This window comes from Saccharothrix hoggarensis (assembly GCF_042678885.1).
In the GTDB taxonomy this organism is placed as follows: domain Bacteria; phylum Actinomycetota; class Actinomycetes; order Mycobacteriales; family Pseudonocardiaceae; genus Actinosynnema; species Actinosynnema hoggarensis.
Window position 1 is genome coordinate 1 of sequence record NZ_JBHTLK010000068.1, and the last position, 13,939, is coordinate 13,939.

Here is a 13,939-nt window from a genome sequence, read left to right on the forward strand (position 1 = left end):
GCCGGGCGCTCGGCCGGGCGGTCGCCGCCCAGCTCGCCGCGCACGGCGGCCTCCGCCTCGCCGCCCTGGAACCAGCGGGACAGCACGTCCTCGTAGATCGGGAGCCGCTGGGTGGAGGCGTCGTCCTCCTCGACCACGACCGGCTCGGGCTGCCGGGTGGCGGGCGGGTACGAGTAGTCGGGCAGCTCGTCGTCGCGCGGCGGCACGGTCTCCGTGACGGTGGGCGTGAACAGGTCCGACGTCGAGGTCTGCTCGACCTCGAAGTACCCGCCGGGCTCGGCGTCGTGCGTGTGCACGACCTGCGGGAACGGCGCGGGCGTCGCGTCCAGCGGCTGGAAGCCGCCGGGCGCGATCTCCGGCGTCCACTTCGGCACGCCGGCGAGCACGCCGACGCCGCTGTCCTCCAGCTCGGGGTTGGCCTGGCGCGGCGGCAGGGCCGGCGGCGCGGGCTGCGCCTGGACCGGCTCGGGGCCGCGGTGCAGCAGTCCGACCGGCAGCACGACCTGCGCGGTCACACCACCCTCTATGTCGTCGTTGTTCGTCAGCGTCACCCGGATGTCGTGCCGCTTGGCGAGCTGGCCGACCACGTACAGGCCCATCTCGCGGGCCACCGACACGTCGACCTCGGGCGGGTCGGCGAGCTTGGTGTTGGCCTCGATGACGTCCTGCTCCTGCATGCCGACACCGCGGTCGTGGATGCGGATGGACACCTCGCCGCGCCGGGTCTCGATCGCCCGCACGGTCACCTTGGTGGTGGGCTTGGAGAACGCGGTCGCGTTGTCCAGCAGCTCGGCGATGAGGTGCGCGAGGTCGTTGACGACGCGGCCCTGGATCTTCAGCTCCGGCGCGGGCGCGATCTGGATGCGGGCGTACTTCTCCACCTCGGAGACCGCGGCGCCCAGCACCTCGGAGATCGGCACCGGCCGGGTGACGCGCCGGTTGACCGTGGTGCCGGAGAGCACCAGCAGGTTCTCGCTGTTGCGGCGCATCTGGGTGGCCAGGTGGTCCAGCTCGAACAGGCTGGCCAGCTGGTCCGGGTCCTGCTCGTCCTGCTCCAGCCGGTCGATGACGGTGATCTGCCGCTCGACCAGCGCCTGCGAGCGCCGGGACAGGTTGATGAACATGTCGTTGACGTTCGCGCGCAGCGCCACCTGCTCGACGGCGAGGCGGACGGCTTCGCGCTGCACGGCGTCGAACGCCCGCGCCACCTGGCCGACCTCTTCGGTCGTGTTGATCGGCACCGGCACCAGCGCCTCTTCCGCGGCGCGGGCCGGGTCGCGGTGCGTCCGGATCCGCTTGATCGCGTCCGGCAGGCGGTTGCGGGCCACGTCCAACGCGGTGCGGCGCAGCACGCGCAGCGGCGTCAGCATCGAGCGGGCGACGAACGCCATGAGGGCGAACGCGATCACCAGCGCGACGGCGACCAGCGCCGCGTCACGCCAGGCGGACGCGCGGGCGGCCTCGGTGAGGTCGACGGCCGCGCGGTCGACCTGCTGCTCGATGTCCTCGGACACGGACCGCAGCAGCGCCGCGGTCTCCTCGCCGACGCGCATCACGTCGGCGTCCGAGATGGACACCTTGCCCGCGTCGGCCTGCTGCACGAGCGCCAGCTGCACCAGCCTGTTGCGACCGTCCACCGAGGACCCGGAGACGGTGTCCGCCAGCAGCTGGCGGTTCTCCTGGCTCGCGGTGTTGGCGAAGTCGGTGAGCGCGGCGTCCAGTCGGGACTGCGCCGCGCGCAGGGCGTTCACCTGGCCCGGTGCGAACTCGCCGCGCTCCGCCGTGGACAGCAGGATCGAGTTCTGCTGCGACAGCTGCTCCTTCGCGCTGTACAGCGCGAGGTTGGCCTCGGCGAGCGGCGTGATCGTCTCGTCGCTCAGGCTGCTCGCGGTGGCCCGGTGCACCTGGGCGAGCGCGGCTAGGACCTGGCCGTAGGCGCTGTGCACCGAGATGTCGGGGTACCTGGTGGTGGTCACCGTGTTCCGCAGCGCGTTGAGGCCGTCGAGCGACTGCAACGACTTCTGGAACGACTCGCGCACGGCCTCGTCGATGCCGGTGGTGGACGCCGCGACGTCGCGCAGCCTGCCCACCTCGGCGTCGACCTTGCTGGACCGTGCCACCAGCTCGGCGGCGTTGTCCCGCCGGCCGCCCGCGACGAACCAGACCGCCGCGTCGCGCTCCAGCTGCAGCGCGTCGGACACCGCGGCCGCCTGGGCGGACAGCTGGAGCTCCCGCTGGATCTGGCCGAACAGCTCGACGTCGTCGAGCTGGGTGTTGAGCCGCAGACCCGCGAGGGTCAGCGTGCTCAGCGCGGGCACCAGGAGCACCACGGCCAGCTTGCTGCGCAGGCGCCAGTTCCGCAGACGCCACCGGGAGACTCCCCGGTCGGCGGGCACGGCGCCTGTGCTGGGACCCGAGTCGGGTGGACCGCTCTCAGCGGCACCCGTGTCGAGTTGAATCCGCTCCGGATCTTTCCCGGAGGCGTGGTCGTCGTGACCGCGCACCGTCAGCACACTCCCCAGCCCCCCAGCCAGTGAAACGACACATCCCTACAAACCCGGTGGATCTTGGTGGAAAAACCCGCCGAGTGATACCGCCGTTCGGACGAGAAGCCGGTAGTTTGCAAATCAACCATTGTCGCGCAGACCACACCTGGACCCGCTAAACGATCGCTAACCGGCGTTCACGGATTTTTCATGCCCTCGACCCGAGCGGGAAACACGTGACGGGGGAGCCCGGCGACGGGCTCCCCCGCCTGATCAGCTACCGCCGCCGCCGTGCAACATCGGCTTGACGTCGAAGTCCTTCTCCAGCAGACCGTAGGTTCGCATCAGGTTCGCGACGCGCTGCAACCGGGTGGCGTCCAGCGTGGTCGGGAACTCGCCGAAGTGCACGAGGCTGGCGGTTTCCTTGTCGACCTTGGCGTACTCCACCAGCAGCGGCTCGACCGTGGGGCGGTCCGCCGCGTCGCGCTGGCCCTTCGCCATCGCGCGCTGGAACGCGGCGACGGTGTTGGGGTTTTCCTTCACGAACTTGCCGGTCGTGGCGTAGCCCGCGATCGGGATGTCGGCCGTCGGGCCGGACGCCGCGTCGAGCACGGTGATCTGGCCGCTCGCGCGCTGGGCGCGGCTGATGAACGGCTCCACCATGAAGGCCGCGTCGACCGTGCCGTTCTGGACCGCCGCCTCCATGTCCGGGAACGGGAACTCCTTGAACGTCACCTTGGCCGGGTCGACGTCGTTGGCCTCCAGCGTCGCCTTCGCGGTGAGCTCGGCGATGTTCTTGAAGGTGTTGATCGCGATCGTCTTGCCCTCGAGGTCCTTGGGGGACTTGATGGGCGAGTCGGCCTTCGCGAGGATCAGGAACATCTCGGGCTTGGCCTGGTAGCCGTCGCTGACGAGCTTGAGGCCGTCGACGCTCTTCGCGGCCTCCTTCGCCTCGGCGCCGAAGAACGAGACCCAGTTGCCGAACGTGACGTCGAGGTCACCGCTGATCAGACCCGGGATGGCCGCGGCGCCACCCTGGATGATCTTGACGTCGACCTCCAGACCCTCCTCCTTGAAGTAACCCTTCTTGATCGCGACGTGGACCGACGCGACGTCGAGGATGGGGAGCAGGCCCAGAGTGATCTTGGCCTTTTCGACCTTGCCCGGGGTGCCCGCGGCATCCGCGGGCTTGTCCTCGGAACCACCGAGCAGACCGCAGCCGGAGACCACGGCGAGCATCGCGACAGCGGACACTACGCCGAAGATCCTTCGGGCCGAGAGGCCGACTCTTCGAGTCATGGGGGACATCTCCTGTTGGAGTGGCGACATTGCGGGGCAGGATGCACGGGCGACAGAGGCACTGCAGGGCCACGCAAAGTGACACACGTGGTTCGGCAAGACCCCAGTCGACCGACACTCGAAGGCTGATCCACTACCTTCGGTGAGCATCTTTGCACAGGCTGTCCAGAGGTTGGGGTATGCGGTGAGCGAACTTCACGCGGAATGGGCCGTACAGAGCAACCGGCGCCCGGTGGGCATCGTCGGAGCGGGCCCGGCGGGATTGACGTTGGGGAACCTGCTCCGCGAGGCCGGAATCCCCTGCGTTGTGCTGGAGAAAGGCACCCGGGAGTACATCGAGACCAGGCCGCGCGCCGGCGTCCTGGAGCACCGCGCGGTGCGAATGTTGACAGAGCACGGGCTGGCGGACCGGTTGCTCCGAGAGGCGGATAGGCATGGGGCGTGCGAATTCCGGGTGAACGGCGAGGCGTACGAGGTCGACTACGCCACGCTGTACGGCGGCCAGACGCACTTCATCTACCCGCAGCAGGAGGTCGTCCGGGACCTCGCGCGCATCTACGTCGACGAGCGCGGCGGGGAGGTCCGCTGGTCCGTCACGGACGTCCAGCTGCACGACATCGAGACGTCCGAACCGGCTCTGAGCTGGACGAACGCCGACGGGACGCGGGAGCGGCTGGAGTGCTCGTTCATCGCCGGCGCGGACGGGTTCCACGGGGTGTCGCGGCGCAGCATCCCGGCGGGCGCGGTCCAGGAGTTCAGCCACCAGCACGGGATCGAATGGCTGAGCATCCTCGCCGAGGCTCCGCCATCCACCCACAAGGTGATTTACGCACTTCACCCGGATGGATTCGCCGGGCACATGCTCCGCAGTTCCACGGTTTCGCGCTACTACCTCCAGGTCCCGGTGGACGACACCGTGGACAACTGGCCCGACGAGCGGGTGTGGGCGGAGCTGCGCAAGAGGCTGGAGCTCCGGGACTCCGACTGGAAGCTCACCGAGGGGCGCATCACGGAGAAGCGCATCCTCGACATGCGCAGCCATGTGGTTGAACCAATGAACCACGGCAGCCTCTACCTGCTGGGGGACGCGGCGCACATCATCACGCCCGTCGGCGCGAAGGGCATGAACCTCGCCCTGCACGACGCCGAGGTGCTCGCCGACGCCCTGACGAAGTACCACCGAACGGGCGATGAGACGGGCCTCCGGACGTACTCCGAGGTGTGCCTGCGACGGGTCTGGCGTGCGCAGGAGTTCTCGCAGTGGATGGTGTTCATGATCCACCGTTCGCCCGAGCCGTTCCTGGGCCGTTTGGGGCAGGCTCGACTGGAGCACCTCATCGCCTCCGGGTCGTCCGCGGGATATTTCGCGCAAAACTACGTGGGGCCGTGAGTGGACCTCCCACGATTAGCGGGGCCATTGTCGTCCCGAACGGCAGGTGACCGCGGGAATCGCCGCCGCCTTGTTCTCCGCCACCGCACACCGTGGTGCCGCCAGCGGAGAACAAGGCGCAGGTCGGATCATTCGGCTTCTCATTCTCGATCTCGCTAAACGCAGCTTCTTCGCACGACGGCGCGATGCATTCGTCGCCGATTCCAACCCGTGGACGCCGAGGCGCCCCTCAGCGCATTGCCGTGACCGCCTCCGGCGACGTGCCGACGACCGCCCGCGAAATGCCCCGGATTGCCGCCGGAAATCTCCCGGACATACTTCGGCCACCCCGCCCGTCGCACGGTCGGGAAAGCGCTGTCAAACCCCGCCGCACGCTCCCCGCCGCAGCAGTTCTGTCGCGGGAACGATGTCGAATCGTTGTGAACGATCACCGTCGAAACGCCCGTTCACAGGCCACCGGCAACCCCACCCCACTACCCCGCCGCACACCCTCGCGACAAACCGCGCAACGCCGCCTCAACGCACCTCCCAGCGACCGCCCAACGCCGCCGCCGCGCATCTCCCGGCGACCGCTCACCGCCGCCGCAGCGCACCTGGCAGCATGCCCTCGCAGCGCCCGTCCCGCGCAACGTCACCGCGCCTCCGCCGCCCCCGCAGCGCACCCCACCGCGCGTCCGGCAGCGGCCGTCCCCCAAACCCCCACCGCACCCGGCAGCAGCCGTTCCCAGACCCCCACCGCACCCGGCAGCAGCCGTTCCCAGACCCCCATCCCACCCGGCAGCAGCCGTCCCGGACACGACAACGGGCGACCCCCGGCGCCGTCCCCCAGGGGGCCGACGAGCCGCGGATCGCCCGCTGCGCGCTCGCTAACTCACGCGAAGGCCGGTCACGTCGTGGCGCGCTCCTCGGCGGCGTCGACCCGCGAGGCGTCGCCCCGCTCCGCCTCCGCGCGCTCCGCCTCGGCCCACTTCGCGGCCTGCTGCTCGTTCGCCTTGCGGCGCGCCTTGACCTCCTCGGAGGTCTTGCCGACGTTCAGCAGCCGCGCCACCTCCGCCCGCAGCGCCACGAAAGCCTCGGACTCGCGCGTGGTGATCTGGTCCCGCTGCGCGGGCAGCTCGACCTTCAGGTCCGCCACCACGGACGCGGGCGACGTCGAGAGCACCAGGATGCGGTCGCCCAGGTAGACGCTCTCGTCGATGTCGTGCGTCACGACGAGCACGGTGGTGTCCTGCTCGGTCCGCACCTTCAGCAGCAGGTCTTCCAGCTCGAACCGGGTCTGCGCGTCGACCGACGCGAACGGCTCGTCCATCAGCAGCAGCGCCGGCCGGTAGGCCAGGGCACGGGCGATCGCCACGCGCTGCTGCATCCCGCCCGACAGCTGCCACGGGTACTTGCGGCCCACGTCGGACAACCCGACCCACTCCAACGCCTCCGCCGCGCGGGCACGGCGCTCGGCGCGGCCGAGGGTGCGGCGCAACGGGAACTCGACGTTCTTCTGCACCGTCAGCCACGGGAACAACGAGCGGCTGTAGTCCTGGAACACGACGGCCAGGTCCTCCGGCACGCCGCGGACCTCGTTGCCGTGCAGGCTGATCTCGCCGCGGGTCGGGCGGATCAGGCCGGAGATCGTGCGCAGCAGCGTGGACTTGCCGCAGCCGGACGGACCGACCACGCAGACCAGCTCGCCGGTGCCGACGGTGAACGACAGGTCGGCTATCGCGGTGTGCGCGCCGTCCTTCGCCTGGTACGTGTGGCCGAGGTCGGCCACTTCGAGCATCGCGGTCATGATTTTTCCTCCACCGTCGCGGGGGTGCGCTCCTGCTTCGGTTGCCACGCAAGGGCTTTGCGCTCGAACGCGAGGAGCACGGTGTTGAGGGCGTAGCCGAGGACGCCCAGGAGGACGATCCCGGCCCACATGTCGGGGAAGTCGAACTCCCGCTGTGCGACGAGGAGTTGCGACCCGATCCCGTTGTCGGTGCCGACCAGTTCGGACACGACCATGAGCACCAGCGACAGCGACAGGGAGACCCGCAGCCCGGCGAAGATCTTCGGCGCCGCGGAAGGCAGGACGACACCGAGGACCCACTGGGGTTTGGGGATGCGGAACACCGCCGAGGTCTCGAACTTCGTGGTGTCGACGGAACGTGCGCCGTCGACGCTGTTGAGCAGGATGGGCCACAGCACGCCGAAGACGATCGTGGCGAGCTGCATCTGGGTGCCGACGCTGAACACGAGCAGGAACACCGGCACCAGCAGCGGCGGCGGGATCGAGCGCATGAACGTGAGCAGCGGCCCGGCGTACTGCGTGCCGGTCTCGGACCGGCCGAGCGCCACGCCGATGGCGATGCCGAGCACGGCGGCGATCCCCCACCCGGCGAGCAGCCGACCGATGCTCGGCAGCATGTGCTCGAACACCGCGTCGGTGAGGAACAGGTCACCGGCGGGGCCGGAGAACCACAACCCTTGCGCCGCCACGACGATCTCGGACGGACGCGGGAAGAACGTGTCGTCGGCGAACCAGGTGAGCAGTTCCCACACCACGACGAGGCCGACGAACACCGCCCACCGCTGGACGAAGCGGTTCACGACCGACCTCCGGTGACCGAGCTCCAGCCGACCCAGCGGCGCTGCGCGCGTTCCAGGCTCTCGTTGAGCAGGTAGCCGATGACGCCCGCGACGACGGTGCCGGCGAGGACGATGTCCATCCGCCCCGCGCCGCTGCGCGCGTCGCCGATGAACTGCCCGATCCCGCCGGAACCGCCGGCGAGCAGTTCCACGCTGACCACCACGACGAGGCTCGTCGTGGCGGCGAGCCGGATTCCGGTCAGCACGAACGGCAACGCGCTGGGCAGCGCCACGGACACCAGCACGCGCAACCGGCCCGTGCCGAACGCCCGTGCCGTCTCGACGAGCAGCGGGTCCAGCTCGTCGAGCGCGTAGATGGTGTTGAACAGGATCGGCCAGATCGCCGCGTACACCGCGAGGCTGATCTTGGTCTCCGGTCCGATGCCGATGAGCACCATGGCCAGCGGGATGAGCGCCACGGACGGGATCGGCCGCAGGAACTCGACCACCGCGCGGGTGGCGTGGCGGACCGACGCCACGCTGCCGAGCACCAGGCCGAGGGGGACGGCGATCGCCACCGACAGCCCGAGCGCGATCAGCAGCGCGAGGACCGTCGCGATGACGTCACGCAGGAACGCCTCGTCGCCGAGCAACTTCACGAGCTCCACCGCCACCACGGACGGCGGTGGCAGGAAGTCCGCGCGCACGAGCGCGGACCGGCCGAACAGCTCCCAGACGACGAGGAACCCGGCGATGCCGAGCAGTCCTCGGGTGAGCGCACGCACGCGCAACGCCTCTTCCCAGTTGATCAACCCCAGCCAACCCGGATCAATCTAGAGAGTGAAGTGCGCTGCCACAATGCGTGGCGGTGAAACTTCGCCATGTGATCTTGCAATGTGCTTTCAGCACACGCTGACGTAACCGAACGGCCAGCGTGCCGTCCCGGTGGGACGACCCGCGGGCCGCTCGCGAACCCTGGTCCGACTACAGGCCGACGGCCTTGTAGAGGGCGCCGACCTCCTGCCGGTTGAGCACCCGCATCGAGCCGGGGCGCTGGTTGCCCAGCCGCACCTCGCCGACGGCGGTCCGCACCAGGTGCTCCACGGGGTGGCCGACGTGGTCGAGCAGGCGGCGCACGATGTGCTTGCGCCCCTCGTGCAGCACGACCTCGACCAGCGCCTTGCCCGGCATGGACGAGATCAGCTTGAACGAGTCGACCGCGATCGGGCCGTCCTCCAGTTCGACGCCCGCGCGCAAGCGCTTGCCCAGGTCCTTCGGGATCGGGCCGGGCACCTCGGCGAGGTAGGTCTTGGAGATCTCGTACGACGGGTGCATCAGCCGGTGGGCCAGGTCGCCGTCGTTCGTCAGCAGCAGCAGGCCCTCGGTGTCGGCGTCGAGCCTGCCCACGTGGAACAGGCGTTCCTTGCGGTTGTGCAGGTAGTCGCCGACGCACGGGCGGTGCGCGTCGTCGTGCATGGTCGAGAGCACGCCGTGCGGCTTGTTGAAGGCGAGGGTGACCACGTCCTCCTTGAGCACCACGCGCACGCCGTCGACGTGCACCACGGCGGTGTCCGGGTCGATGCGGCGGCCCTGCTCCCGGACCACCTCGCCGTCGACCTGCACGCGGCCGAGTTCGATCAGCTCCTCGGCGACCCGCCGCGAGGCGATGCCCGCCTTGGCGAGCACCTTCTGGAGCCGGATCCCCTCGGGTTGCCCGGAAGAACCTGGCGCCGAGCGCTTCGGCACGGCCTGGTCAGACATCGTCGATCGCATCCACTTCGGGCAGCAGGGGAGCGATCGGCGGCAGGTCGCCCAACGACGACAGCCCCAACCGCTCCAGGAACAGTTCGGTCGTGCGGTACAGGATGCCACCCGTGTCGGAGTCCGTGCCCGTCTCGGCGATCAGACCGCGCGCGACGAGCGTGCGGATGACCCCGTCCACGTTCACCCCGCGGACCGCCGCGATCCGGGCCCTCGTCACGGGCTGCCGGTAGGCGATGACCGCGAGCGTTTCCAACGCGGCCCGGGTGAGCTTGGCGCGCTGCCCGTCGAGCAGCAGCTTCTCCACGAATGGCGCGAAGCGGTCCCGTGTGTAGAACCGCCAGCCGTCCCCGATTCTACGCAGGTCGATGCCGCTGCCCTGCTCGGTGTACCGGGCGGCCAGCCGGTGCAGGGCCGCGGTGACGCGCCTCACCGACTGGTCGAGGACGCCGGCCAGCTGCTCCTCGGCGATCGGGCTGTCCACGACGAGCAGGATCGACTCCAGCGCGCCCTCGAACTCGGCGTCGTCGGCGAGGTCCGGCAACCCGCCGGCCTCGGCCTCGTCGTCCGGTTCGGGCAGGTCGGCGGGCAGGGGCGGCGCCACGCCGGCCACCTCGGCCACCGCGTCGACCCGCTGGAACCCCGCGGTGTCCGACCCGGCCGTCTCCGACCCGGCCACGCCCGACCCAGTCGCGTCGGACCCAGCCGCGTCGGACCCAGCCGTCTTCGGCTCGGCGGTGTCCGACCCGGCCGGGACCGACTCGGGAGCGACGTCGCGGTCCGGGGCCAGGTCCGGGCCGGTCGGTCGGTGGTCGCTCACCCGTACTCCTCGTCCTCGTCGCGGGCGTGTGCCTGCGCCTCCTCGATGGTCCCGCCGACCCACGTGATGCGCAGCTCGCCGAGCGGGTCCGGCTGTTCGAACGCCAGCGCCCGCTCCCGGTACAGCTCCAGCAGCGCCAGGAACCGGGCGACGACCTCCATCGTCTCCGTGCACTCGGCGATCAGCTCGGCGAACGTCGCCGTCCCCACCTCCGCCAGCCGCGCGCGCAGCAGGTCGGCGTGCTCCCGCACGGACACCCGGTGCTGGTGGATGTGCGACGTCGACACCGTCGGCGGCGGCTTGGGCCGGAACACGACCGCGGCGATCTCGGCGAACCGCCGCGCGTCCACGCCCAGCATCACCTCGGGCAGCAACCCTTCGTACCGCTGCTCCAACGCCACCGACCTGGGGTAACGCCGGTACGCTCCCCGTTCCAGCTCCCCGAACAGCGCCGCGACCTGCTTGTACGCCCGGTACTGCAGCAGCCGCGCGAACAGCAGGTCGCGGGCCTCCAGCAACGCCAGGTCGTCCTCGTCCTCCACGTCGCCCGCGGGCAGCAGCCGGGCCGCCTTCAGGTCGAGCAACGTGGCCGCGATGACCAGGAACTCGGTCGTCTCGTCGAGGTCCCACTGGTCGCCGAGCGCCCGGATGTAGGCGATGAAGTCGTCGGTGACGGTGTGCAGCGCGACTTCGGTGACGTCCAGCGTGTGCTGCGAGATGAGCTGGAGCAGCAGGTCGAACGGCCCCTCGAAGTTGGTCAGCTTGACCTGGAACCGCCCGTCACCGACCACCGCCACCGGTTCGGGTGCGTCACCGCTCACTGCTCGCGCAACCTACGCACCAGGAGCGAGTCCGCGCCGTGCCCTTCGAGGTCGTCGAGCACGATCGCGATGGCCTCGCGCACCACGCGGCCGCGGTCGACGGCCAGGCCGTGCTCGCCGCGCAACGCCAGCCGCGCGTGCTCCAGCGCCAGCAGCTCCTCGTCCGACACGTACACGGTGATCTTGGTGGAGTGCTTCTGCCGACCGGTCCCCCGCCGCTGCGCCGGCTGCTCCTGCGCGGGCACGTCGGGGGTGGGGGCGGAGCCCGTCGTGAGGCGGAACAGCTCGGACGCGCCCGGCAGCGATGGGCGTCGGGTCACCGGGCGATCACCTCGCGCGCCAGCGCGCGGTACGCCTTCGCGCCCGCCGAGCGCGGGGCCCAGCGGGTGATCGGCTCGCCGGCGACGGTCGTCTCCGGGAACCGGACGGTGCGGTTGATCACCGTGTCGAACACGACGTCGCCGAACGCCTCGACGACGCGCGCCATCACCTCGCGGGAGTGCAGGGTGCGCGGGTCGTACATGGTGGCGAGGATTCCGGTGATCTCCAGCTTCGGGTTCAACCGCTCCCTGACCTTCTCGATGGTGTCGATCAACAGGGCGACCCCGCGCAGGCTGAAGAACTCGCACTCCAGCGGGATGAGGACGCCGTCGGCGGCGGCGAGCGCGTTCACGGTGAGCAGGCCGAGCGACGGCTGGCAGTCCACCAGCACGTAGTCGTAGTGCTCGATCACCGGTCGCAGCGTGCGCACCAGCGTGTGCTCGCGGCCCACCTCGGACACCAGCTGGATCTCCGCCGCGGACAGGTCGATGTTGCTGGGCAGCAGGTCCATGCCCTCGACCGGGGTGCGCATGATCACGTCGCCGACGGCGACGTTGCGCTCCATGATCACGTTGTAGATCGTCTGGTCGAGCTGGTGCGGGTGCACGCCGAGGCCGACGGACAGCGCGCCCTGCGGGTCGAAGTCGACCAGCAGCACCCGCCGCCCGTACTCGGTGAGCGCCGCGCCGAGGTTGATGGTGGACGTGGTCTTGCCGACCCCGCCCTTCTGGTTGCAGACGGCGAGGATCTTCGCCGGCCCGTGGTGGGCGATCAGCGGCGGGTCGGCGATCTGGCGCAGCGGCCGCCCGGTGGGCCCCATGTCGCCCGCGACCTGCTCGGCAGCGTCCTCGTCGGCGGGCGCGGCGTGCGGGGCGAGGCTCAGTTCGACCGAGGCTCGCGGCACGGCGGACCGCGGCGGGGGCGGTGGGGGTGCGCCCCACGTCTGGCCCGCGTGCTCCGGTGTCGACATCGCCTTCTCGTTCCTAGTCCTCTGCCTGGGCGCAGCCTAAGCACACCGAGGCCTACCAGCAACGCGCCCCGCCGTAGCGCCCGCCACCGTTTCTCACCGGTTCGCGCCGGTCCGGTCGGCGGCCCGGAGCACCACGTCGAGCAGCCCGGGGAACAGGTCGTCCAGGTCGTCGCGGCGCAACGACACCCACCGCTGGTTGCCGCACGCCCTGGTGCGGGTGATGCCCGCCTCCCGCAGCACGCGCAGGTGCTGCGACAGGGTGGACTTGGCGACGTCCACGGTCAGCGCGCCGCACAGGCGTTCGCCGTCGGCGTCGATCTGCCGCACCACCGCCAGCCGGGTGGCGTCGCTCAACGCGTGCAGCACCGCGCCCAGCTCGATCGCGGTGGGCTCGGGCTCGTCCAAGTTCGGCACCTGGTCGGCACCTCCAGCTCGTCGGGCTCTTGAATCGGGGTGGGTTACCCGGTCAGGCGACCGCCCACGGTACCCGTGGCGCGCTCATGTTCCACCCGATGCGCGAGGATGGGCGGTCGCGTAGACCTCGCGCAAGGTGTTGACCGTGACGAGTGTGTAGACCTGCGTCGTCGTCACGGAGGAGTGGCCCAGCAGCTCCTGCACGACCCGCACGTCGGCGCCGCCTTCGAGCAGGTGGGTGGCGAACGAGTGCCGCAGCGTGTGCGGGGAGACCTCGGCCCGGATGCCGGCCCGTTCGGCGGCGGTCTTCAGGACGTGCCACGCGGTCTGGCGCGACAGCCGGCCGCCGCGGGCGTTGAGGAACAGCGCGGGCGTGCCGCGTTTCGCCAGGCTGGGGCGGGCGCGCACCAGGTACGCGTCCAGCGCCCGGAGCGCGGGCCGGCCGACGGGCACGATCCGCTGCTTGCCGCCCTTGCCGTCGAGGAGGACGGTGCGCTCGGCGGCGTCCACGTCGTCCACGTCGAGGCCGACGACCTCGGAGATCCGCGCGCCGCTGGAGTAGAGCAGTTCGAGGAGGGCGCGGTCGCGCAGCTGAGCCGGGGTGTCGCCGGGGACGTCGAGGAGCTTCAGCACGTCGTCCACGGGCAGCGCCTTCGGCAGCCGGCGCGGAGGGGTCGGCGGGTGGACGTCGCGGGCCGGGTCGTGCCCGGTGATGCCCTCGCGGTGGGCGAACCGGTGCAGGCCGCGCACGGCGACCAGGGTCCGCGCGGCCGACGACGCGGCCAGGCCCTCCTCGCGCAACGACGCCAGGAAGTCGCCGACGACGGCCTCCGTGACGCCGGAGAGGTCGTCCACCCCCAGCCGCTCCAGGTGGCGGGCGTACCGGCGCAGGTCGCGGGCGTAGGAGTCGAGCGTGTTGCGCGACGTGCCCCGCTCCACCGCCAGGTGGTCGAGGAACGCCCCCACCGCACGCCCCGCAGGGGTACCCGCCAAGGGGACCCCTGCTTTTACGTTACCCAAGGGGTCCGACAATTCCGCTCCCCTCGCCCCTTCACCCACCACTCGCGCCCCCACCACCCCACCGACTCGGCC

At 70.7% G+C, this 13,939-nt stretch carries 13 protein-coding genes; 1 reads left to right on the top strand and 12 read right to left on the bottom strand.

The window, feature by feature from the left end; genetic code table 11:
• Both ACFQ3T_RS15455 and ACFQ3T_RS15460 read right to left on the bottom strand, forming a co-directional pair.
• Positions 1-2,396: sensor histidine kinase (locus ACFQ3T_RS15455; RefSeq protein WP_380723951.1), on the bottom strand; the 2,396-nt coding region annotated here is incomplete at its 3' end.
• Positions 2,397-2,759: 363 nt separating this feature from the next.
• Positions 2,760-3,740: an ABC transporter substrate-binding protein gene (locus tag ACFQ3T_RS15460; protein ID WP_380723952.1), complete on the bottom strand. Its 981-nt coding sequence runs from the start codon at positions 3,738-3,740 to the stop codon at positions 2,760-2,762.
• Between the two features lie 229 nt (positions 3,741-3,969).
• Here ACFQ3T_RS15460 and ACFQ3T_RS15465 point away from each other — a divergent pair, with 229 nt between their 5' ends.
• Entirely contained in the window at positions 3,970-5,175 is a 1,206-nt protein-coding gene (locus tag ACFQ3T_RS15465; RefSeq protein WP_380723953.1) for a 4-hydroxybenzoate 3-monooxygenase, read from the top strand.
• An 886-nt stretch (positions 5,176-6,061) separates the two neighbouring features.
• Here the strand turns inward: ACFQ3T_RS15465 and ACFQ3T_RS15470 are convergent.
• The 10 genes from ACFQ3T_RS15470 to xerD all read right to left on the bottom strand — a co-directional run bounded on the left by ACFQ3T_RS15470 (position 6,062) and on the right by xerD (position 13,840).
• On the bottom strand, positions 6,062-6,961 hold the full coding sequence (locus ACFQ3T_RS15470; protein WP_380723954.1) for an ABC transporter ATP-binding protein: 900 nt from the start codon (positions 6,959-6,961) through the stop codon (positions 6,062-6,064).
• The gene (locus ACFQ3T_RS15475) at positions 6,958-7,761 is read right to left on the bottom strand and encodes an ABC transporter permease (protein WP_380723955.1); all 804 of its coding nucleotides are present in this window, start codon (positions 7,759-7,761) and stop codon (positions 6,958-6,960) included. Before ACFQ3T_RS15475 ends, ACFQ3T_RS15470 begins: the two co-directional genes overlap by 4 nt.
• Positions 7,758-8,525: an ABC transporter permease gene (locus ACFQ3T_RS15480; protein ID WP_380723977.1), complete on the bottom strand. Its 768-nt coding sequence runs from the start codon at positions 8,523-8,525 to the stop codon at positions 7,758-7,760. Before ACFQ3T_RS15480 ends, ACFQ3T_RS15475 begins: the two co-directional genes overlap by 4 nt.
• Positions 8,526-8,724: 199 nt before the next feature.
• Positions 8,725-9,501, bottom strand: coding sequence for a pseudouridine synthase (locus ACFQ3T_RS15485; protein WP_380723956.1), 777 nt, complete (start codon positions 9,499-9,501; stop codon positions 8,725-8,727).
• A complete protein-coding gene (gene scpB, locus ACFQ3T_RS15490; RefSeq protein ID WP_380723957.1) occupies positions 9,494-10,321 on the bottom strand; it encodes an SMC-Scp complex subunit ScpB in 828 nt (275 codons plus the stop codon). The genes ACFQ3T_RS15485 and scpB overlap by 8 nt, the downstream gene beginning before the upstream one ends.
• Positions 10,318-11,142 (bottom strand): segregation and condensation protein A, encoded by an 825-nt coding sequence (locus ACFQ3T_RS15495; protein WP_380723958.1) that lies wholly within the window; start codon positions 11,140-11,142, stop codon positions 10,318-10,320. Before ACFQ3T_RS15495 ends, scpB begins: the two co-directional genes overlap by 4 nt.
• The gene (locus ACFQ3T_RS15500) at positions 11,139-11,462 is read right to left on the bottom strand and encodes a hypothetical protein (RefSeq protein ID WP_380723959.1); all 324 of its coding nucleotides are present in this window, start codon (positions 11,460-11,462) and stop codon (positions 11,139-11,141) included. Before ACFQ3T_RS15500 ends, ACFQ3T_RS15495 begins: the two co-directional genes overlap by 4 nt.
• Entirely contained in the window at positions 11,459-12,433 is a 975-nt protein-coding gene (locus tag ACFQ3T_RS15505; RefSeq protein ID WP_380723960.1) for a ParA family protein, read from the bottom strand. Before ACFQ3T_RS15505 ends, ACFQ3T_RS15500 begins: the two co-directional genes overlap by 4 nt.
• Positions 12,434-12,526: 93 nt before the next feature.
• Complete coding sequence (locus ACFQ3T_RS15510; RefSeq protein ID WP_380723961.1) at positions 12,527-12,847, bottom strand: ArsR/SmtB family transcription factor; 321 nt, start codon at positions 12,845-12,847, stop codon at positions 12,527-12,529.
• Between the two features lie 84 nt (positions 12,848-12,931).
• Positions 12,932-13,840: a site-specific tyrosine recombinase XerD gene (gene xerD / locus ACFQ3T_RS15515; protein ID WP_380723962.1), complete on the bottom strand. Its 909-nt coding sequence runs from the start codon at positions 13,838-13,840 to the stop codon at positions 12,932-12,934.
• Positions 13,841-13,939 lie beyond the last annotated feature (99 nt).

Coding starts and splice junctions, on each gene's coding strand:
- ACFQ3T_RS15470 (WP_380723954.1), bottom strand. CDS start 6,961: ATGACCGCGATGCTCGAAGTGGCCGACCTCGGCCACACGTACCAGGCG.
- ACFQ3T_RS15485 (WP_380723956.1), bottom strand. CDS start 9,501: ATGTCTGACCAGGCCGTGCCGAAGCGCTCGGCGCCAGGTTCTTCCGGG.
- ACFQ3T_RS15505 (WP_380723960.1), bottom strand. CDS start 12,433: ATGTCGACACCGGAGCACGCGGGCCAGACGTGGGGCGCACCCCCACCG.